General features: G+C 66.5%; 20 protein-coding genes and 1 pseudogene. 19 read left to right on the forward strand and 2 right to left on the reverse strand.

Annotated features, from left to right (window positions below):
* Positions 1-142 precede the first annotated feature (142 nt).
* From NAO55_RS08840 to dxs, 16 genes and pseudogenes are all read left to right on the forward strand, one after another.
* Positions 143-955 (forward strand): M90 family metallopeptidase, encoded by an 813-nt coding sequence (locus NAO55_RS08840; RefSeq protein WP_102838713.1) that lies wholly within the window; start codon positions 143-145, stop codon positions 953-955.
* 107 nt (positions 956-1,062) lie between these two features.
* Positions 1,063-1,590 carry an inorganic diphosphatase gene (gene ppa / locus NAO55_RS08845; RefSeq protein WP_063541497.1) on the forward strand — a complete coding sequence of 176 codons (528 nt, stop codon included), beginning with the start codon at positions 1,063-1,065 and terminating at the stop codon, positions 1,588-1,590.
* Between the two features lie 245 nt (positions 1,591-1,835).
* Complete coding sequence (locus NAO55_RS08850; protein ID WP_102838714.1) at positions 1,836-2,597, forward strand: TerC family protein; 762 nt, start codon at positions 1,836-1,838, stop codon at positions 2,595-2,597.
* 108 nt (positions 2,598-2,705) lie between these two features.
* A pseudogene (locus NAO55_RS08855) lies at positions 2,706-2,840 on the forward strand (chemotaxis protein CheB); the annotation flags it as partial.
* Positions 2,841-2,982: 142 nt separating this feature from the next.
* Complete coding sequence (locus NAO55_RS08860) at positions 2,983-3,918, forward strand: ABC transporter substrate-binding protein (protein WP_102838715.1); 936 nt, start codon at positions 2,983-2,985, stop codon at positions 3,916-3,918.
* On the forward strand, positions 3,912-6,302 hold the full coding sequence (locus NAO55_RS08865; protein WP_102838716.1) for an EAL domain-containing protein: 2,391 nt from the start codon (positions 3,912-3,914) through the stop codon (positions 6,300-6,302). Before NAO55_RS08860 ends, NAO55_RS08865 begins: the two co-directional genes overlap by 7 nt.
* An 89-nt stretch (positions 6,303-6,391) precedes the next feature.
* Entirely contained in the window at positions 6,392-6,889 is a 498-nt protein-coding gene (locus NAO55_RS08870; RefSeq protein ID WP_102838717.1) for an RNA polymerase sigma factor, read from the forward strand.
* A 195-nt stretch (positions 6,890-7,084) separates the two neighbouring features.
* On the forward strand, positions 7,085-8,611 hold the full coding sequence (locus NAO55_RS08875; protein WP_102838718.1) for a pyridoxal phosphate-dependent decarboxylase family protein: 1,527 nt from the start codon (positions 7,085-7,087) through the stop codon (positions 8,609-8,611).
* Entirely contained in the window at positions 8,608-9,927 is a 1,320-nt protein-coding gene (locus tag NAO55_RS08880; RefSeq protein ID WP_102838719.1) for a lysine N(6)-hydroxylase/L-ornithine N(5)-oxygenase family protein, read from the forward strand. Before NAO55_RS08875 ends, NAO55_RS08880 begins: the two co-directional genes overlap by 4 nt.
* Positions 9,924-11,078 (forward strand): MFS transporter, encoded by a 1,155-nt coding sequence (locus NAO55_RS08885; protein ID WP_102838720.1) that lies wholly within the window; start codon positions 9,924-9,926, stop codon positions 11,076-11,078. The genes NAO55_RS08880 and NAO55_RS08885 overlap by 4 nt, the downstream gene beginning before the upstream one ends.
* Positions 11,075-11,662 (forward strand): GNAT family N-acetyltransferase, encoded by a 588-nt coding sequence (locus tag NAO55_RS08890; RefSeq protein WP_017246493.1) that lies wholly within the window; start codon positions 11,075-11,077, stop codon positions 11,660-11,662. The genes NAO55_RS08885 and NAO55_RS08890 overlap by 4 nt, the downstream gene beginning before the upstream one ends.
* Positions 11,659-13,467 (forward strand): IucA/IucC family protein, encoded by a 1,809-nt coding sequence (locus tag NAO55_RS08895; RefSeq protein WP_102838721.1) that lies wholly within the window; start codon positions 11,659-11,661, stop codon positions 13,465-13,467. The genes NAO55_RS08890 and NAO55_RS08895 overlap by 4 nt, the downstream gene beginning before the upstream one ends.
* Positions 13,451-14,212 (forward strand): siderophore ferric iron reductase, encoded by a 762-nt coding sequence (locus NAO55_RS08900; RefSeq protein ID WP_102838722.1) that lies wholly within the window; start codon positions 13,451-13,453, stop codon positions 14,210-14,212. Before NAO55_RS08895 ends, NAO55_RS08900 begins: the two co-directional genes overlap by 17 nt.
* A gap of 141 nt (positions 14,213-14,353) precedes the next feature.
* Positions 14,354-14,596 (forward strand): exodeoxyribonuclease VII small subunit, encoded by a 243-nt coding sequence (locus tag NAO55_RS08905; protein WP_003283056.1) that lies wholly within the window; start codon positions 14,354-14,356, stop codon positions 14,594-14,596.
* Positions 14,596-15,483 carry a polyprenyl synthetase family protein gene (locus NAO55_RS08910; RefSeq protein ID WP_102839653.1) on the forward strand — a complete coding sequence of 296 codons (888 nt, stop codon included), beginning with the start codon at positions 14,596-14,598 and terminating at the stop codon, positions 15,481-15,483. The genes NAO55_RS08905 and NAO55_RS08910 overlap by 1 nt, the downstream gene beginning before the upstream one ends.
* 108 nt (positions 15,484-15,591) lie before the next feature.
* Positions 15,592-17,490: a 1-deoxy-D-xylulose-5-phosphate synthase gene (gene dxs / locus NAO55_RS08915; RefSeq protein WP_102838723.1), complete on the forward strand. Its 1,899-nt coding sequence runs from the start codon at positions 15,592-15,594 to the stop codon at positions 17,488-17,490.
* 202 nt (positions 17,491-17,692) lie between these two features.
* Here dxs and NAO55_RS08920 read toward each other — a convergent pair whose 3' ends face one another.
* A complete protein-coding gene (locus NAO55_RS08920; RefSeq protein WP_102838724.1) occupies positions 17,693-18,169 on the reverse strand; it encodes a LabA-like NYN domain-containing protein in 477 nt (158 codons plus the stop codon).
* A 117-nt stretch (positions 18,170-18,286) separates the two neighbouring features.
* On the opposite strand from NAO55_RS08920, the gene NAO55_RS08925 reads away from it, so the two are divergent.
* Positions 18,287-18,967 (forward strand): YciC family protein, encoded by a 681-nt coding sequence (locus tag NAO55_RS08925; protein ID WP_102838725.1) that lies wholly within the window; start codon positions 18,287-18,289, stop codon positions 18,965-18,967.
* Positions 18,968-19,043: 76 nt separating this feature from the next.
* Positions 19,044-19,472: a VOC family protein gene (locus NAO55_RS08930; protein ID WP_011914724.1), complete on the forward strand. Its 429-nt coding sequence runs from the start codon at positions 19,044-19,046 to the stop codon at positions 19,470-19,472.
* Positions 19,473-19,482: 10 nt separating this feature from the next.
* On the opposite strand, the gene NAO55_RS08935 is transcribed toward NAO55_RS08930, so the two are convergent.
* On the reverse strand, positions 19,483-20,310 hold the full coding sequence (locus tag NAO55_RS08935; RefSeq protein ID WP_102838726.1) for an SDR family oxidoreductase: 828 nt from the start codon (positions 20,308-20,310) through the stop codon (positions 19,483-19,485).
* An 81-nt stretch (positions 20,311-20,391) separates the two neighbouring features.
* Between NAO55_RS08935 and NAO55_RS08940 the strand changes: the two genes are divergently transcribed.
* On the forward strand, positions 20,392-21,207 hold the full coding sequence (locus NAO55_RS08940; protein WP_102838727.1) for a substrate-binding periplasmic protein: 816 nt from the start codon (positions 20,392-20,394) through the stop codon (positions 21,205-21,207).
* The last annotated feature ends 3 nt before the right edge of the window (positions 21,208-21,210 follow it).

A 21,210-nucleotide genomic window follows, 5' to 3' on the forward strand; every position in this document is an offset into this window, starting at 1 on the left:
GTCTCCTTGCGAGTGGGTGGTTCTCCTGATGTAGCCGGCCCGCTTGACAGTCCCATGACGCACCGACCGACGGTACTTCACTGCTTGTCGCATCCCGCAGCCACGCTTAATGTGGGCGCCCACTTCGCTGGAGCCTCCGTCCATGTGGTCCTTCCGCGCCTGGCAGCGCAAACGCGTCCTTGCCCGCAACCCGGTCGCGCCTGAGCTGTGGCAGCAGGTACTCGACAGCCTGCCGATACTCGATGGCCTGAGCGACGACCAGCTGGATCGTCTGCGTGAGCGCGCCGTGCTGTTCCTGCACGACAAGCGCCTGACACCGCTGGCGGGCGTCGAGCTGCAACCCCAGGACCGCCTGCGCCTGGCGCTACAGGCGCAGTTGCCGCTGCTGCACCTGGCCGATCTCGGCTGGTATCGCGGCTTTCACGAGATCGTGATCTACCCCGACGACTTCCTCAGCCCGCAGAAGCACCGCGACGCTGCTGGCGTCGAGCATGAATGGGACGCCGAGCACAGCGGCGAAGCCTGGTTGCAGGGCCCGGTGATCCTGGCCTGGCCTGGCGTGCAGCAGAGTGGTGGCTGGGAAGCCTACAACCTGGTGATCCACGAGCTGGCGCACAAGCTGGACATGCTCAACGGCGATGCCAACGGCCTGCCGCCGCTGCACCGGCAGATGCGCATCGAAGCCTGGGCCAGCGCCATGCAGCGCGCCTACGACCAGCTCGACCGCACGCTCGACGCCGACCCGGATGCCGAGACGCCGATCGACCCCTACGCCGCCGAGAACCCGGCAGAGTTCTTCGCCGTTACCAGCGAGTACTTCTTCAGCGCACCGGACGTGCTGCAGCAGGCCTTTCCCGAGGTCTATGCGCAGCTGGCAGCGTTCTACCGGCAGGACCCGCTAGCGCGCCTGCAGCGCCTGCAGGCCGAACACCCTGCCTACCGGGAACCTGCGTAGGCCGGGCGCGTCGAAGCCGGCGTGCATTGCACGCGACATTGCGCCTATAATCGCGCCCACTTTTTTCCGCCCCCAGGCCGCGCTGGCCGATCAGGAGCCCATCGTTCATGAGCTACAGCAAAGTCCCGGCTGGCAAAGACCTGCCGAACGACATCTACGTCGCCATCGAGATCCCGGCCAACCACGCGCCGATCAAGTACGAAATCGATCACGACACCGACTGTCTGTTCGTCGACCGCTTCATGGCCACCCCGATGTTCTACCCGGCCAACTACGGCTTCATCCCGCACACCCTGGCTGACGACGGCGACCCGCTGGACGTGCTGGTCGTGACCCCCTATCCGGTCGCACCGGGCTCGGTCATCCGCTGCCGTCCGGTCGGCGTGCTGAACATGACCGACGAAGCCGGCGGTGACGCCAAGCTGATCGCCGTCCCGCACGACAAGCTGACCCAGCTGTACAAGGACGTGAAGGAATACACCGACCTGCCACCGCTGCTGATCGAGCAGATCAAGCACTTCTTCGAGAACTACAAGGATCTCGAGAAGGGCAAGTGGGTCAAGGTCGAAGGCTGGGAAGGCGCCGACGCCGCCCGCGCCGCAATCACCAAGGCGGTTGCGGCTTACCAAAAATAAGCCAACGCCACCCCCTGAAAGCCGGCCACAAGCCGGCTTTTTAATGCCCGCAATTCGGCACGCTTTCCTCTGCTACGTCCTGGTCCCTCGGCGCTCGCCGCCGCAGTCTGTCGGCTCCCAAGTCGGGAACGACTTGATACAAATCAGCCTCTCAATCTGCATCGCTGCGAACAGCGTTATCGCTAAGATTCGCCGCCCCGTGCAGCTGCGCGCGGAGGCTGACTGCCACCAGCCCGAGATTTCCGATGGAATCGCTCATCCAGCTTTTTTCCGAACCCACCACCTGGGTGGCCCTGGCCACGCTGATCACCATGGAGGTGGTACTCGGCATCGATAACCTGATCTTCATTTCGATCCTGACCAACAAGCTGCCGGAGCAGCATCGCGAGCGGGCCAGACGCATCGGCATCGGCCTGGCCCTGATCATGCGCCTGGGCCTGCTGGGGACCGTGGCCTGGATCGTCCAGTTGACCGAGCCGGTCTTCGAGGCGTTCGGCCATGCCTTCTCCTGGAAGGACATGATCCTGATCGCCGGCGGCCTGTTCCTGCTGTGGAAGGCGACCAAGGAAATCCACCACAGCATGGACCCGACGCCGGGCGGCGACATGTTCGAGGGCAAGTCGGTCGGCAATGCGGTCACCATGGGCTTCGGCTCGGCAATCGCGCAGATCCTGCTGCTGGACCTGGTGTTTTCCATCGACAGCATCATCACCGCCGTCGGCATGACCGACCATGTGGCCATCATGGTGGTCGCGGTAATCGTTGCGGTGACCGTGATGCTGGTGGCGGCCAACCCGCTCGCCAAGTTCATCAACGACAACCCGACAGTGGTCATGCTGGCCCTGGGGTTCCTGCTGATGATCGGCATGACCCTGATCGCCGAAGGCTTCGGCGCCCACGTGCCGAAAGGCTACGTCTATGCCGCCATGGCGTTCTCGGCGGGCATCGAGGTGCTGAACATGCTGGCGCGACGGGCCAAGCGCAAGCAGCTCGAAGGGGCACGCTGACGGCTGTCTAGGTGCTGGTGAGCCGGGCACCGCTCGGCTCGCCTACCCGGCACAACCGTCTGGACGATTCTGCGGCGCCCGAGCGAGCGAGCACCTGCACGCCGGCCCCAGGACGAAGCCAGCTGCGTGGTTTTCGGCATGCCCAAGGAGGCGCTGCAGATCGGTGCCGCCCAGAGCACCGAGGCCCTGGAAAACCTGCCCAGGTTGATCACCGACTATGCCCGTGCCACTTGCCGGAGTTGAGCACGGCGCCGCTGCAGACGAGCGGCGCTGATGCGATTCAGCGCACCGCCGATACGGCGTGCCTATATCCCCTGCTTTCGAAGGGATTCCCGTGACCGTACGGTTTCGCTATGGTGGCTAACAGGTATCACGGAGTGATCGCATGGTTCGGGGCTCAATCCTCTTGCTGTTGTTTGTCGCCTTGCTCGGCTGCCAGCCCGAATCGGATTCGATCCGTATCGGCAGCAACCGCTGGCTTGGCTATGCACCGATCTATCTGGCGGACGATCTGGGCTGGACTGCCCCCAGCGGCATCCGTCTGGTGGAATACCCGAACACCACAGGTGTGCTGCGCGGCTTTCGCAACGGCATGCTGGACGCCGCCATGCTCACCCTCGACGAAACGCTGCTGCTGCAGGACAGCGCGGCGGAGCTCGACCTGGAGATCATTCTGGTCACCAACGTCTCAGCTGGCGCCGATGCGCTGTTCGCCCGCGCGCCGCTGACCAACCTCAAGGACTTGGCCGGCCAGCGCATTGGCGTGGAGAACACTGCGCTGGGCGCCTACTTCCTTTCCCGCGTGCTGGATCAGGCCGGGCTGCGGATCGACGATCTGCAGGTGGTCAGCCTGCCAGTGCATGAGCAGACCGCCGCCTTCGCCGCCGGCGATGTCGACGCTGTCATCACCTTTGCTTCGGAGGGCCCGGCGCTGGAAAGCAAGGGCGCCCGGCGCATCTTCGATAGCCGCCAGCTGCCGGGCGAGATCGTCGACGTACTGGTGGTCGACCGGCAACGCGTCACCCACGAGCAGCGCCGGCGCCTCCGGGCCCTCTGGTTCGATGCGCTGCGCACCTGGCAGGACAATCGCGGTGAAACCGATCCACGCCTGCATGCGCGCCTCGGCCTGACGCCGATGGCACTGCAGGTCACCCTTGACGGCTTGTTGATGGGTGATCGCGCCGTCAACCGTGAATGGTTCGACGAGGGCCAGTTGCAGCAGAGCATCGGCCAGCTCAGCCAGTATCTGCGCGAACGCCGGCTGCTCAACGGTTCGAACCCGGTCAATCTGATCGCTCGCTGCGAGGGCCCAACATGCTGACAAGTTTGTCGCTGCGTCGATCAATGCCCCTGCTGCTGGGCATCTTCGGTCTGCTGTTCACGGTCATGCTGACCGCCTGGCACCTGCCGACCCGTATCGAGGAAAACCTCGCCGGCTGGCGCAACCACACCTCGCAGCATCTTGCCCTGCTGCAGAGCAGCCTGAGCGATCATCGCCGCCTCGGCCGCAACGCCGAGCTGGAGACCGAGCTGGCCGATCTGGCCAGCCTGGAAGGCGTGCGCTGGGCGATGGTGATCGACCGTGGGCTACAGGTGATCGCCACGACCCAGCTGGGCCTGTCCCCCGAGCGCCTGACGCTGATCGATGCCGGTGAGCTCGCCAAGCAGGTGAACGGCGGCCGCGCGGGCTGGTTCGGCAAAGGCTCCAGGCAGCTGGCGATCTACCCGCTGGACCGCGTCGCCCAGGACGGCACGCCGCTGCGCGAAGCGCTGCTGGTGGCGTACGACTTCGCGCCGATGCTGGCGCAGACCAAGCGCGAGGCCTGGTTCTACCTCGTGCAAACGCTGGCCCTGCTGTTGTTGCTTGGCGTGATCCTCAACCGCCTCTACGGTCGCCTGCTGACACGCCGCCTGGCCCGCATCGACCAGGCCGCACGCCAGTTCGCCATCGATCAGCAACCGCAGAACCTGTCGGTCGGCGGCCGCGACGAGATCGCCCGGCTGGCCAGAACCCTCAATCGGATGATGAACCAGCTGCACGAGCGCCAACTGGCGCTCAGCGAAAGCGAGCAGCTGTTCCGCGACCTGGTGGACACCGCGCCGATCGGCATGCTGGTGGTCGACCGCGAGCTGCGCGTGCTGCAGGCCAACCCTGCGGCGGCAGCGCTGTTCGGCTGTACCCCGGCGGAGCTGCTGGGCAACCTGCCGAGTGATCGCCTGCTGGAAAGCGACGCCACCACCCGGCTGCTGAGCACCCCGGCGAACACGCCGCTGGAGCTGACCGGTCGCCGTCATGATCGGGAGGTGCCGCTGGAGATCAGCTGCACGCCATTCCAGCGCTACGGCGTTCGCCATTTCCTCGTGCTGCTGCGCGACATCAGCGACCGCCTGCGCGCCGAACAGCGCCTGCGTTTTCTCGCCCACTTCGATCCGCTGACGCAGCTGGCCAATCGCAACTACCTGGTGCAGCGCCTCGAACAGTTGCTCGCGGCGCGCCTGCCGCTGACACTGCTCTACCTCGACCTGGACCACTTCAAGCGCATCAACGACAGCCTCGGCCATGAGATCGGCGACAAGCTGCTGGTGCAGATCGGCGACCGCCTGGGCCGGCTGATGCCGGAGCATGCGCTGCTGTCACGCAGCGGCGGCGACGAATTCATGCTGCTGCTCGACGGCAGCGACCACGCCCGCGCCGAGCAGCTGGCCCAGTGCATCATCGAAGGCTTCCAGCCGCCGGTGCGCATCGGCCAGTACGAGTGCTACGTCAGCCCGAGCATCGGCGTTGCCATCAGCGACGGCCGGCACAGTGCCAGCGACCTGCTCAGGCAGGTGGACCTGGCGCTGTATTCGGCCAAGGACGCGGGGCGCAACTACACGGTCTTCTACAACGAATCCCTAAGCGAAGCCGCCGCGCAACGCCATGAACTGGAGCAGGCGCTACGCCGTGCACTGGATCACGACGAGTTCGTGCTCCACTACCAGCCGCAGGTCAACGCCCAGGGTGAACCGGAAGTCATGGAGGCCCTGCTGCGCTGGAACTCGCCGGAGCGAGGCCTGGTGCCGCCCGGGGTGTTCATCCCGGTGCTGGAAGACAGCGGCATGATCATCGAGGCGACCCGCTGGGTGTTTCGCGAAGCCTGCCGCCAGGCGTGTCGCTGGCACGCCATGGGGCATGCGCTGCGCATCGCGGTCAACCTCTCGCCACTGGACTTCCGCCAGGCGGATCTGGCCGGCAGCCTGCTGGCGATTCTCGAGGAAGAAGGCGCATCGGCAAGCATGCTGGAACTGGAGGTCACCGAGAGCGCGCTGCTCGAAGCCGACGAGCATGTCCAGCAGACCCTCGGCCGTCTGAAGGCCGCCGGGCTGCCGCTGCTGCTCGACGACTTCGGCACCGGCTATGCCTCGCTGACCTATCTGCAACGCTTCCGCTTCGATGGCATCAAGATCGATCGGGAATTCGTCAGCGGACTACCGGATAGCGAGCAGTCCGTCGCGCTGGTGCGAGGCATCCTCACCATGGCCAGTCACCTCGGCCTGCATGTGGTCGCCGAAGGCGTGGAGAACGAGCGCCAGGCGGCTTTCCTGCGCCTCAACGGCTGCCCCAGCCTGCAGGGTTTCCACTACGCATGGCCGCTACCCGCCGCCCAATGCCGCCTGCAGCATGGCAACCGGCCGATCAACCTGCAGCTGCCGCTGGACGGCTGATCGGCGGACGGCGTGCCAGCATTAAGCCTGCAATTGCGAAGCGTTCGCATCTGAGTTAGGTTCGTGCCCCCTCCCGGTGGCACGCACCCATGCGCGACAACAACAAGATTCCCGATGCCTGCCTGCAATGCTATGTCCATCACCGCCAACAGCTGGTGGCCCATCTCACGCGCCTCGGCGGCTGTCGCGCGCTGGCCGAGGACCTGGCTCAGGATGCCTGGCTGAAACTGGCGCAGGTCATGCCCGAGCAGAGCCTCGCCAACCCCAAGGCCTATCTCTTTCGCATCGCCACCAATCTCTTGCGCGATGCCCTGCGCCGCCGCGCGCTTGTCGGTGCCGGCGACGAGGCACCGCTGGAACTGATCGAGGCCGTGCAGGCCGACCCCTGCGGGCTGGTGGAACACCAGTGTGCGCTGCGATGCGTCCTACGCCAGCTCGACGACTTGCCGCCACGCTGTCGCCAGGTGTTCGAACTGGCGCGGCTGGAAGGGCTCAGCCAGGCGGAGATCGCCGAGCGTCTGGGCATTTCGGTGAACACCGTGATCGCTCAGCTGGCCAAGGCGCGCCAGCGCCTGGAGCGCCCGTAATTTTTTCTTCGACCCCGTAATGGTTTTTCCGCGCTGATTCGTCTTGCCTGTGCCCTTGCGCAATTGAGAGTAATTCTCGATTAAACGGCATCCTCGCAGATGCTTTCGTGCGGCCACGCCGCCAGACAAGAAACCACCGACGCCGCGAAAACGGCCCGCTCCGGGTCGCGGCCGCGCTCGGCCCGAGGAATGTGCATGCCCCCGTCCAGTACCGTAGTGCCCTTCGCCCCCGGCCCCGCCAGCAGCGGGTTGTTCACCCGCAGCAATCATGATGACTACCGCCGGCTCCTGCAGCAGGGTCTGAACCTGGTGCAGCAGTGCGTGCAGCGTCAGCAGCAGCCGTTCAGCGGCATCCTTCCGCAAGAGCTGGCCGCCGACTTCGAACGCGTCGATCTCGAGCGCCCGCTGGGCGACGCCGGCGCCGCGCTGCGCGAGCTGGATCAGCTCTATCTGCGCGACGCGGTGTATTTCCACCATCCGCGCTACGTCGCCCATCTCAACTGCCCGGTGGTGCTGCCGGCGCTGCTCGCCGAAGTGCTGGTGTCATCGCTCAATTCCTCGCTGGACACCTGGGACCAGAGCGCCGGCGGCACGCTGATCGAACAACGCCTGATCGACTGGACCTGCGCGCGCATCGGCCTCGGCAGTCAGGCCGACGGCGTCTTCACCAGCGGCGGCACCCAGTCCAATCTGATGGGGCTGCTGCTGGCCCGTGAGCACGTCTGCAACCGTTTGCCCGGCCACGGCGGCAACCTCCAGCACGGGCTACCGCCGGACGCGGGCCGACTGCGCATCTTCGCCTCCCGCGCCAGCCACTTCAGCGTGCAGAAATCCGCCGCGCTGCTGGGGTTGGGCTACGACGCCGTGCGCAGCATCGAAACCGATAGTGCCCAATGCATGAGCGTGCCGGCGCTGGCCCAGGCGTTGGCGGACTGTCAGCGCCTGGGCGAGCTGCCCATGGCCGTGGTCGCCACCGCCGGCACCACCGACTTCGGCAGCATCGACCCGCTGCCGGAAATCGCCGCGCTGTGCCAGCACTATGGCGTCTGGTTGCACGTCGATGCGGCCTATGGCGGCGGCCTGCTGGTCGCGCCGCGCTATCGCGGCTGGCTGACCGGCATCGAACACGCCGACTCGGTCACCGTGGACTACCATAAGTCGTTCTTCCAGCCGGTCAGCTGCAGCGGCTTCTTCGTTCGCCAGCGTCAGCACCTGAGCTACATCACCCACCACGCCGACTACCTCAACCCGCGCAGCCAGACCCGCGAGGGCACGCCGAACCTGGTCAACAAGAGCATCCAGACCACCCGCCGCTTCGACGCGCTGAAGCTCTGGCTGACCCTGCGCATCCTCGGTGCCGAGCATCTCGGCGCGATGTTCGAGGAAGTCATCGACCGCGCCGCCGACACCCATCGCCTGCTCGCCGACGACCCGGCCTTCGAGGTCTTCGCCCCGCGCCTGAGCACGCTGGTGTTCCGCTTCGTCGCCGCAGGCGTGGCGGACGAGCGCCTGGACGAGATCAACCGCGAGATCCGCAAAGCGATCTTCCGCTCCGGCGCGGCGGTCATTGCCGCCACCGTGGTCAAGGGTCGGCAGTACCTCAAGTTCACCCTGCTCAACCCGGAAACCACGCTGGACGACCTGCGCGCCATCGTCGAGCTGATTCGTGACCACGGCGCCCGCCTGCTCGACGACCGTCAACCAGTAGGAGATCGCTCATGAACAAGATCTACGACTTCATAGGCATCGGCATCGGCCCGTTCAACCTTGGCCTGGCCTGCCTGGCAGAGCCCATCGACGGACTCGACTGCCTGTTCCTCGACCGCGCCGAGGGCTTCAACTGGCATCCCGGCATGATGCTCGACAGCGCCACCCTTCAGACGCCGTTCATGGCCGATCTGGTGACCCTGGCCGACCCCACCAGCCGTTTCAGCTTTCTCAACTACGCCAAGCAGATCGGGCGGCTGTACGCCTTCTACATCAAGGAAGACTTCTTCCTGATGCGCCGCGAATACAACCAGTACTGCCAGTGGGTGGTGGAGCAGCTCGACAGCCTGCGCTTCGGGCATTTCGTCCAGCACGTCGACTACCTCGACGAGCGTCGCTGCTACCGCGTGCGCGGGGTACATGCGCGCAGCGGCGAGGGTTTCGAGTTCCTCACCCGCCGCCTGGTACTCGGCACCGGCACCACGCCCTATCTGCCGAGCTGCTGCGAAGGCGTGGCCGACCACGTCAGCCACAGCGGCAACTACCTGCAGGACAAGCCACGCCTGCAGGGCAAGCGCTCGATCACCGTGGTCGGCAGCGGCCAGAGCGCTGCGGAGATCTACTACGACCTGCTGCAGGAAATCGACCGCCACGACTATCAGCTGAACTGGATCACCCGCGCGCCGCGCTTCTTCCCGCTGGAATACACCAAGCTGACGCTGGAAATGACCAGCCCTGAGTACATCGACTACTTCCACAGCCTGCCGCGCAGCACCCGGGAAAAGCTCATCGACAGCCAGAAGGGCCTGTACAAGGGCATCAACGGTACGCTGATCAATGCCATCTACGACGAGCTGTACAACCAGAGCCTCAAGGGCGAGGTGCCGACCCAGCTGCTGACCAACGCCGAACTGCGCCGCTGCCAGCGCCTGGCCGACGGCACGCTGGAGCTGGAGTTCTTCCAGCACGAACTGCAGCAGAGCTACCGGCACCGCTGCGAGGCGCTGGTGATGGCCAGCGGGTATCAGTACCGCCTGCCACGCTTCATCCAGCCGATCGCCGAACGCATCGTCTGGCAGGCGCCGGAGCGCTTCGCCGTGGCGCGCAACTACAGCATCGACCGCAACGGCGGCGAGGTCTTCGTGCAGAACGCCGGGCTTGCCGATCACGGTCTGGTGACGCCGGATCTCGGCATGGGCTGCTACCGCAACGCCTGCATCCTGCGCGAGATCTGCGGGCGCGAGCACTACGCGGTGGAGACGAAGATCGCCTTCCAGCAGTTCAGCCTGCCGCAGCCGCTCACGCCCCAGGGCGCGGTGGCGGCGCGATGACGCTGCGACGCGCACTGATCGGCATGACGCTGCTGGCCGTGCTCGGCGACAGCCTGCTGATGCCGTTCTACCCGCAATACTTCGCCGAGCGTTTCGGCGAGCTGCGCAGCGAGCAGGTCGGGCTGTACCTGGCCGCGGTGTGCCTGGTGGCGATGCTCGCACTGCCCGTGTGGGTGCGCCTTGCACGCCATGCTCACCCGCTGCGGCTGCTGATCCTCGGTCAGCTGGTAGCCGGCGTGCTGGCACTGGCCTGCGCGGCCATCGACCGGCAGTGGCTGTTCTGGCCGGTGTCGCTGGCGATGATCGCCGTCAAGGCCAGCTATCTGCTGATGTATCCCTACGTCATGGGCTTGGTAGGCACCGACCAGCAGGTACGCACCATCGGCCTGCTCTCGGTGGTGGTGCACCTGGGCGCAATTGCCGGCGCGACGCTGGGCGGCGGCGTGCTGCACTACCTCAGTCCGGCGCGGATGTTCGTGCTGATGGGGCTGATGGACTTCGTGCAGATGGCCGTCAGCCTGCTGCTGTTGCGCCATGCGCCGCAGCCGGCACGGGCCGATGCGAGCACGCCGCCACGGGCTGCGCAGGAACACCTTGCGATCATCCGCCTGTGCCTGCTGATGCTGGCTTTCTACTTCTGCGTCTACCTGGCGCGGCCGTTCTTCACGCTGTACTGGGAACAGCTCGGCGGACCACAGGCCAGCTGGATCACCGGCCTGGTCTATGCCATTCCCGGCATGCTGGCACTGCTCGCCCTCGCCCTGCACTACCACGCCGGGCAGCACCTGACCGCCTGGCTGCTGCTCGGTGCCGCCGGGCTGGCGTTGCAGGGCGTCGAGCAGATGCCGCTGGTGCTGGCCGGGCGCGTGCTGTTCGGCTGGGCGCTGTACCAGCTCACCGTGGCGCTGGATGCGCGACTGTTCGCCCTCAGCCGGCCGGAGCACTACGGCCGCGACTACAGCCTGATCAACATCTTCCAGAACCTCGGCGTACTCACCGCCTCCTGGCTGGCCGGCGTGGTGGTACGTGATGCCGGCCTCGCCGCGCCGTTCCTGCTCTCGGCGCTGGGCCTCGTTCTCACCGCATGCACCCTGCGCTGGCTGCTGGTTTCGGCACCAGCCGGGGCGCCTCTCTGTGGAGCCAAACCATGAACACCGCTCTTTCCCGCGCGGACGGTCCGCGCTTCGTCCGCTACTGCGCCCTCGGCGCGATGCACTTCGAAACCCTGCAACCCGAGCACCTGCCGCTGCTGCAGGACTGGCTGCGCCGCGACTACGCGCGCTTCTGGGGCATGGGCCACATGAGTCTGACGCAGCTGGCCGACTACGTTGACGAGATCCAGCGCAGCAGTCACCGCGACATCGCCCTCGGCCTGTGGAACGGCGAGCCGGCCTTCCTGTTCGAGGGCTACCACCCTGCCCACGACCGGCTCGCCGACCACTATCAGGTGCGCCCCGGCGACCGCGGCATGCACCTGCTGCTCGCCCCCTGCGAGCGCCCGGTGCACGGCTTCAGCCTGGAGGTGATGCGCAGCATCCTCGCCTATCAGTTCGCCGACCCTTTCGCCCGCCGCATCGTCGTCGAGCCCGACGCGCGCAACGCCAAGGTACATGCGCTCAACCGCCGGGTCGGCTTCGTCTACCAGTGCCTGCTGCATCTGCCGGAGAAGGACGCCTGCCTGGCGTTCTGCACCCGTGCGCAGTTCCTCGCCACCCTTCAGGAGAACCCGCAATGAATCAGCTCGTACGCCTGCCGACCGCTACCAGCGACCTGGCCACCGACCATCTGCAAGCCGAACTCTGGGCCCGCGCCAATCGCCTGCTGCTGAAAAAGGCGCTGGCCGAGTTCAGCCACGAGAAGCTGCTCAGCCCCGAGCCGCTGGGCGACAGCCACTACCGCGTCGCCGTGCCGGACAGCTCGACCGAGTACCGCTTCAAGGCGCGGCGGCTGGCGCTGGATCACTGGTCGATCGCGACCGACTCCATCGAAAAGCTCAGCAACGGGGAACCACAGCCGCTGGATGCCCTTGCATTCATCATCGAGTTCAGCGACGTCCTCGGCCTTTCCGAAACCAACCTGCCGCTCTACCTGGACGAGATCAGCAGCACCCTGTTCGGCAGCGCCTACAAGCTCGCCAACAGCCCGCTGAGCGCGGCCCAGCTGGCCCTGTCGGACTTCCAGCAGATCGAGACCGGCATGCGCGAAGGTCATCCGGGATTCGTCGCCAACAACGGGCGGATGGGGTTCGACGCCCAGGATTACCGCGCCTACGCGCCGGAAGCCGCCAGCCCGGTGCGTCTGGTCTGGCTCGCCGTGCATCGCAGCCGCGCCAGCTACAGCGCCATCGACGGGCTCGACCAGGCGACCCTGCTGCGCGAGGAACTGGGTGGCCAGCTCGGCGTGTTCCACAACCAGCTGCAGGCGCTGCAGCTCGACCCGGACGACTATCTGCTGATGCCGGCGCATCCCTGGCAGTGGCACAACATCCTGGCCATCGGTTTCGCCGCGGAGATCGCCAACCGGCAGATCGTCTATCTCGGCCTGAGCAACGACCGTTACCTGGCGCAGCAGTCGATCCGCACCTTCTTCAACCAGAGCGAGCCGCAGCGGCGCTACGTGAAGACCGCCCTGTCGATCCTCAACATGGGCTTCATGCGCGGGCTGTCGCCCTATTACATGCAGGCGACCCCGGCGATCAACGCCTACCTCGCCGGCCGCGTGGCGCGCGACCCGCTGCTGCGCGGCTGCGGCTTCCAGCTGCTGCGCGAGGTGGCGGCGATCGGCTATCGCAACCCTTACTACGAGCAGGCGCTGCCGGCCAGCAGCCCCTACCGCAAGATGCTCTCGGCGCTCTGGCGCGAGAGCCCGCTGGGCCACATCGAACCTGGCCAGCGGCTGATGACTATGGCCGCGCTGCTGCACAGCGACGGCGACGAGCGCGCCCTGCTGCCGACGCTGATCAGCGCCTCGGGACTCACCGCCGACCGCTGGCTGCGGCAGTACCTCAATGCCTACCTGAAGCCGCTGCTGCACTGCTTCTATGCCCATGACCTGGTCTTCATGCCCCACGGCGAAAACCTGATCCTGGTGCTGGAAGACCATGTGCCGGTCCGCGTGCTGATGAAGGACATCGGTGAGGAAGCGGTGATCCTCGATGCCGAGGCGAAGATTCCCGAAGCGGTCGGCCGTCTCGCCGTCTCGGTGCCGGACGAGCTCAAGGTGCTGTCGATCTTCACCGACGTGTTCGACGGCTTCTTCCGCTACTTGGCGCAGATTCTCGACGAACAGGGCGGCCTGCCGGAGCAGCGCTTCTGGCAGCAGGTCGCCGACTGCATCGCCGACTACCAGGCCAGCCAGCCGCAGCTGCGCGACAAGTTCGCCCGTTACGACCTGTTCGCCGAGGAATTCGCCCGCTCCTGCCTGAACCGCCTGCAGCTGGGCAACAACCGACAGATGCTCGACCTCGCCGATCCGGCCGGAGCGCTGAAATTCGCGGGCACCCTGAAGAACCCCGTGGCGCGCTATGCACCGGAGCGCTGAAGCGCGCTGGCCGGCCACGGATTCGCTGGGCAGCCTGCTGCTGCGCCTGCGTCGCGTGCTGCCGGGCCTCGATGGCCGGGTCGGCGCACCCCGCGCCGACGAGCTGACGCTGGAGCATCCGCAGTCTGTGGCCAGGCTGCTGGCGCACTGGAGGGAGGCCTGGCCGGAAGCGGGCCGCCACTACTGGGCGGCGCGCTGCTGGACGCTGCTGGTCTGGCAGCCCATCTACCTGCAGGTGCTCGCGGTGCGCCTGGCCGGCCAGGCCCCGTGTCTGGACGGCCTGGCGCAGGGCGTCGAACAGGGCTTCGTCGCCGGGTTCTGCCTGCCCGATCACCAGCCACTGCAGGGCGAGTCCCAGCGCCTGCTGCGCCATGCCGGCGCCCAGATCCGTGGCTTCTGTGAACAGGCCCAGGCCGTCAGCGGGCCGCTGCTCGGGCTGCACCCCAAACTGGCGCAGAGGCTGGCGGCCGACAGCGTCATGGCCGCACTGCTGCATAGCCAGCGCCTCGACGGTTGCGGCAACCTGCAACTTTGCCGGGCGGCTGACGTCTGGCTGGCGGCTTGCGCCATGTCCGGCGCCAGCGGCCTGCTCGCGGTACCGCTGGCCGAAGGCGGTACGCGCCTGGGCCTGCAGCGCAAGGCGTGCTGCCAGCACTTTCGCCGCGCCGATGGCGAACTCTGCGACAGCTGCCCGAAGCTGCCGCTCGCCGAACGGGAAAGGCGACTGCGCGAGCAGGGCCACTGAGCGGCGGCGCGGGTTGCAGGGCACTCCGCCGACCTACGCAGGTCGATACACATCACGCGGGCAAACCTTGTGGCTGCCACTGGCGTTTCTTTGCTAATGTCGCGCCCGTTTCCGACTCGCCGCCGACGACAGGTTCCCGCCATGGCCCGCAAGAAAGCTGCACTCGATTTCGAACAATCCCTTGCCGAGCTGCAACAGCTGGTGGAGCGCCTGGAGAGCGGCGAGCTGTCGCTGGAAGACTCGCTGACCTGCTTCGAACAGGGCATCGGCCTGACCCGCGACTGCCAGGCGGCACTGAGCCAGGCCGAGCAGAAGGTGCAGATCCTGCTGGAACGCGACGGCAGCCTGCAGGAAGCCCCCTTCGAGTCGGACCCCGAAGCATGATGATCGGCGACTACCAGAAAGGCTGTCAGCAGCGCGTCGACGGCTGCCTCGAAGCCCTCTTCGTCTCGCCGCTGCCGCAGCTCGAGCGGCTCTACCAGGCCATGCGCTACAGCGTTATGAACGGCGGCAAGCGCGTCCGCCCGCTGCTGGTCTACGCCGCCTGCGAAGCACTGAACGGTGACAAGGCCAGCGCCGACGGCGCCGCCTGCGCGGTCGAGCTGATCCATGCCTATTCGCTGGTGCACGACGATCTGCCGGCCATGGACGACGACGACCTGCGTCGCGGCCAGCCCACCACCCACAAGGCCTTCGACGAAGCCTGCGCGATCCTCGCCGGCGATGGCCTGCAGAGTCTCGCTTTCGAGGCCATGGCCCAGGCCGAACACAATCCGCAGGACGCCACACTGCGCCTGCGCATGTTCGCCGTGCTGGCGCGCGCCGCCGGGCCGGCGGGCATGGTCGGCGGTCAGGCCATCGACCTCGGCTCGGTGGGCCTCAAGCTGGATCGCGATGCCCTCGAGCTGATGCACCGGCACAAGACCGGGGCGCTGATCGAGGCCAGCGTGCAACTCGGCGCGCTGGCCAGTGGCCGTGCCGATGCCGACAACCTCGCCTCGCTGAGCCAGTATGCACGCGCCATCGGCCTGGCCTTCCAGGTCCAGGACGACATCCTCGACGTGGAAAGCGACACCGCCACGCTCGGCAAGCATCAGGGCGCCGACATCGCGCGGGACAAACCGACCTACCCGGCCCTGCTCGGCATGGACGCGGCCAAGGCCTATGCACTGGAGTTGCGCGACCAGGCATTGCACGCCCTGCGGCCGTTCGATACCGCCGCCGAGCCGCTGCGCGAGCTGGCGCGCTACATTGTCGAACGGCGCAATTGACCTTTCGCCGAAATCGCAGTCAAACCCCTACCGGACCCGGGGCCGTTCTTATCGAGGGGCCCATCGGGTAAACTGCCGCTCTTTTTTCCAACGACAACGATCCGCCTGATGCCCAAGACGTTCCATGAGATTCCTCGGGTGCGCCCCGCGACGCCCGTTCTTGACCGAGCGGCGACCCCCGAGCAGCTGCGCCGACTGGGCGAGGCGGAACTCGAAGAGCTTGCCAACGAACTGCGCCAGGAGCTGCTGTACAGCGTCGGCCGCACCGGCGGGCACTTCGGCGCCGGCCTCGGCGTGATCGAACTGACCATCGCCCTGCACTACGTCTATGACACACCGGACGACCGGCTGGTCTGGGACGTGGGCCACCAGGCCTATCCGCACAAGATCCTCACCGGCCGCCGCGAGCGAATGGCGACCCTGCGCCAGAAGGACGGCCTGGCCGCCTTTCCGCGTCGGGCCGAGAGCGAGTACGACACCTTCGGTGTCGGCCATTCCAGCACCTCGATCAGCGCCGCCCTGGGCATGGCGGTCGCCGCCCGTCTGAAAGGCGAGCAGCGCAAGTCCATCGCAGTGATCGGTGACGGCGCACTGACCGCCGGCATGGCCTTCGAGGCGCTCAACCACGCCCCGGAAGTCGGCGCCAACATGCTGGTCGTGCTCAACGACAACGACATGTCGATCTCGCGCAACGTCGGCGGCCTGTCCAACTACCTGGCCAAGATCCTCTCCAGCCGCACCTATTCGAGCATGCGCGAAGGCAGCAAGAAGATCCTCTCGCGCCTGCCAGGCGCCTGGGAAATCGCCCGCCGCACCGAGGAATACGCCAAGGGCATGCTGGTGCCTGGCACCCTGTTCGAGGAACTGGGCTGGAACTACATCGGCCCCATCGACGGCCACGACCTGCCGACCCTGATCGCCACCCTGCGCAACATGCGCGACCTCGACGGCCCGCAGTTCCTCCATGTGGTGACGAAGAAGGGCAAGGGCTTCGCCCCGGCCGAGGCCGACCCCATCACCTGGCATGCGATCAGCAAATTGGAACCGGTGGGCGCGCCGCCAGCGCCGAAGAAGCCCGCGGGGCCGAAATACTCCAACGTCTTCGGCCAGTGGCTGTGCGACATGGCCGCCGCCGACCCGCGTTTGACCGGCATCACCCCGGCGATGAAGGAAGGCTCCGACCTGGTGGCGTTCAGCGAACGCTATCCGGACCGCTACTTCGACGTCGCGATCGCCGAGCAACACGCCGTGACGCTAGCGGCCGGCATGGCCTGCGAAGGCATGAAGCCGGTGGTGGCGATCTACTCGACGTTCCTCCAGCGCGCCTACGATCAGCTGATCCACGACGTCGCGGTGCAGAACCTCGATGTGCTGTTTGCCATCGACCGCGCCGGCCTGGTCGGCGAGGACGGCCCGACCCATGCCGGCAGTTTCGACCTCTCCTACCTGCGCTGCATCCCCGGCATGCTGGTGATGACGCCCAGCGACGAGAACGAGATGCGCCGCATGCTCACCACCGGCTACCACTTCGAAGGCCCGGCCGCGGTGCGCTACCCGCGAGGCAGCGGCCCCAATGCCGCCATCGAGCCGGGGCTGGAACCGCTGGAAATCGGCAAGGCCGTGGTACGCCGTCAGGGCAGCAAGGTGGCGCTGCTGGTGTTCGGCGTGCAGCTGCCAGAGGCGCTGCAGGTCGGCGAGGCGCTGGACGCCACGGTGGTCGACATGCGTTTCGTCAAACCGCTGGACGAAGCCCTGCTGCGCGAACTGGCGGGCAGCCACGAGCTGCTGGTGACGGTCGAGGAGAACAGCATCATGGGCGGTGCCGGCAGTGCGGTGGCCGAGTTCCTCGCTGCCGAAGGCGTGCTGCGACCGATCCTGCACCTGGGCCTGCCGGACTACTACGTCGAGCACGCCAAGCCCAGCGAAATGCTCGCCGAATGCGGCCTGGATGCAGCCGGCATCGAGGCAGCGGTGCGCAAGCGCCTGGCGGCGCTGGGCAAAGCCTGAGGTCGTTTTGGTGGATGGGTGAAGCGTCATCCACCCTACGATCACAGCGCCGCTGAGTGGGAGGCGTAGGGTGGAAAACTGCGCAGCTTTTTCCACGGCGTGGCTCCGCTGCGGTGGATGGGTGGAGCGTCATCCACCCTACACTGGCAACTCCGAGTCGCCCCGTTGGCAGACAATCGTCGTTCTCTCAAAGCGGCGGATCTCAGCCACGCAACAGCAAATCACCCTCGATCGGCACGTAACGCGTTGCCGCACGGATCAACGACTGCGCGGTGAGGCCCGGCACGCCGTAGGCTGTCGCTTCGGCGCCACCGGCCCGCACCCGCTCGAGCAGCAGATCGAAATCACCGTCACCGGACGCCAGCACCACCTCATCGACCCGCGCCGCCGCATCCAGCACATCGATGGTGATGCCCACATCCCAGTCGCCCTTGGCCGAGCCGTCGCTGCGCTGGATATAGGGCTTGAGCTTCACCGTGAAGCCAAGGTTGCGCAGGATCTGCTGGAACTGCTGCTGACGCGCGTCACCGCGCTCGATGGCGTAGGCATAGGCCTCGACGATGCTGCCGCGCCGGCTGACATCGGCCCACAGCGCCGAATAATTGAAATGACAGCCATGGGCCTGGCGCACGGTGTAGTAGAGGTTCTGCACATCGGCGAACAGGGCGATCTTCTTCACGCGGCAGCCTGAAATCTGAATGGACCGCCAGTATGGACGGCGAAATCGCGCATGTCCCGTCCTTGCCGCATCCGTTACAGTGGCGCCCCGAAACGACTACCTCACCTTCGGTCTGCAATGAACGTTCTTGCCATCCTGCGTGACGCCTGGTTTTTCTACTCCCGCCACTTCCTGACCATCGTCCGGCTCTGCCTGCCGCTGATCCTGCTGGAAAGTCTGACCCGTCTGGCGCTCGACCACTGGCTCGGCGATAACGCACCGCCCGCCCTGGACCTGCTGGTGGGCCTGATCTTCTACCCGCTGTACGTCGGCGCGCTGATCCTCTTTCTGGATGCGCGCAGCCGTGGCCATGATCCGGCTCTCGGCGCGGTCTATGCCCGGGCGCTGCCGTTGTGGCCGGCATTGGCGGTGCTCTCGGGGCTGGGCACGCTGTTGATCCTGCTCGGCGCCTCGCTGTTCGTGCTGCCGGGCATCTGGGTAATGGTCAAAATCGCCTTCGCCGAGTACCTGCTGGTCTTGCGCGGGCTGACACCGCTGGCAGCGCTGAAGCAGAGCTTCCTCCTCACCCGCGGGCATTTCCTGCTGATCCTGGGCTGTGTGATGACCGTGCTGTTGCCGGTCTGGATGCTCGAGGTCTGGATCGCCGCTCAGCTGTTCGCCGAGCAGACGCCGCCACTGCTGCCGGCAATGCTGCTGGATGGCGTGGTCGGCCTGCTGCAACTGCTGCCGACCATCATGCTGTTCCGCTGCTTCATGCTCTGCAGCGAACCGCCGGCAAGGCAGTCGGAGCCCGGCTGAGTCGCCGTTCGGCTGGTCCCGCGGCCAGGCGCCGATGGCCTGCTAGGCTTGCTTGGCCATTCAAGGAGAACGCACCATGGCCGAACAGAACCCCAGCATCCTTTCCCACATTTCCCTGGGCAGCAATCGCTTCGACGAGGCGGTTGCCTTCTATGACCAGGTCCTCGCCACCCTCGGCTGCAAACGCATCCTCGAACACCCGGGCGCGGTCGCCTGGGGCCGCGAATACCCGGAATTCTGGGTCCAGCGCCCGTTCGACGGCGGCACGGCCTCCGTCGGCAACGGTACCCATGTAGGCTTCTTCGCCGCCGATCAGGCTGCCGTGGATGCCTTCCACCGAGCCGCCATCGCCGCCGGCGCGGTCGATGAAGGCGCCCCGGGACCACGACCGGAGTATGGCGAGCCCTATTACGGGTGCTTCGTCCGTGATCTGGACGGCCACAAGATCGAGGCGGCCTACTGGGACGCCGCGCTGATGGAGCAGCTCTACGGCAGCGGCGAGTAACCGCGGGACATCAGGTTCGACTGCCGAGCAGCCGTGGCAGCAGCAGGTTCTGGTACAGGCGCGGACACCAGCGCGCCAGCAGTCGCGCCTTCCAGTCCAGATTGGAGTGCACCAGCAGCGGGCGCCGACGCAGCGCGCCCTGGTAGATCGCCTCGGCGACATCCTGTGGCGAGGCGACCCGGCCGATGTCCAGCACCGGCGACGGCGCGGTGGAGCCGTCGCCGACCAGCACGTTCTTGCGCAGGTCGGTGGCGGTGTAACCGGGGCAGACCAGCATCACATGCACCCCGGTATCGCTCAGCTCGCCGCGCAGCGTCTCGAACAGCCCGTGCAGCGCGTGTTTGCTGGCGTTGTAGGCGGCGCGGTTGGGCACCGGGGCATACTGCGAAAGCGAGCTGAGCACGATGATCTGCCCGTCCCGGGCGACCAGGCTGGGCAGTGCCGCCTGGGTGCAATGCAGCGCGCCGTAGAAATTCACCGCCATCACCCGCTGGAACACCGCCAGGCTGGTATTGGCCACCGGGCTGCGATGGGTGATGCCGGCGTTGTTGACCAGCACGTCGATGCCGCCATAACGCTCGATCACCAGCGTCACCGCGCGCTGCACCGCCTCGGCATCGCTGACGTCGCAGCACAGCCCCAGAGCCTCGGCGTTGTGGTGATCGGCCAGATGCTGCACCAGGCCATCCAGCGCATCCTGATGCAGATCGAAGATCACCAGCCGCGCGCCGGCCTGGGCCATACGCACCGCCAGGGCACGGCCGATTCCGGCGCAGCCACCGGTGATCAGCACCAGTTTGCGGTTGAACACCTTGCGATCGAACACCTTGCGCTGCATATCTTTACTCCTCGCCTGCGACATCGCGCCTAGCCTTGAGCATAGGTCGAGATAAGCAGACGTACCTCACGCCGCCGCAAGATGCCTCATGGACAACGACGCAACGCCTGCGCATGCTTGCCGGAACAGCGCAAGCCAGTGATCGATCCTTTGAAAGCATTCCTCCAACTGGGCGTGGCCCTGCTCTGCGGCCTGTCCGCCGTGGCGATGGCAGATTCCGTTTCGCCGCGAGTCCTCAATATCGGCTATTACGAATTCGCGCCTGCCATCTATACCGACGTCCACGGCACGGCACGCGGCGAGCTGGCCGAGCTGACCCGCCGCGTGGCGCGCCAGGCCGGCTATGAGGCACGCTTCCGTCCGCTGCCCAGTGCGCGCCTGTATGCGGCACTGGAAAACGGCAGTATCGACGTCTGGCCAGGTGCCCGGGGCAAGCCTGAGCTCACCGCGCATACCCTGGAGGGGCGGCATACCCTCAGTCAGATCAACCTCAACCTGTACCACCGTGCAGGCACACCGGCGCCGCGCATTCCCGAGGATCTGGCCGGCAAGTCGCTGATCCTGATCGGCGGCTACAGCTACTGGCCGAACGTCAACACGATGCTCGAGAACCCGGCGCTCGATCTGCGCCTGCTGCGCACCAGCAACCACCTTTCGGCGCTGGAAATGCTGCGGCGCAAGCGTGGCGACTATCTGCTGGACTATCAGATTCCCGTGGAGCAGGCCCGGCAGCGGCTGCAGATGGAAGAGCTGCCCTACCTGCGCCTGACCCAGGTGCCGATCCACTTCATCGTTTCGCGCCACGCGCACGACGCCGAAACCATCGTCGATGCACTGGACCAGGCCTACGAAACGCTGCGCCAGGCAGGCGAAGACCTCAGCCTGCCCTCCGACTGAGCC

The sequence above is a fragment of the Stutzerimonas frequens genome, from assembly GCF_024448335.1.
Taxonomy (GTDB): Bacteria; Pseudomonadota; Gammaproteobacteria; order Pseudomonadales; family Pseudomonadaceae; genus Stutzerimonas; species Stutzerimonas frequens.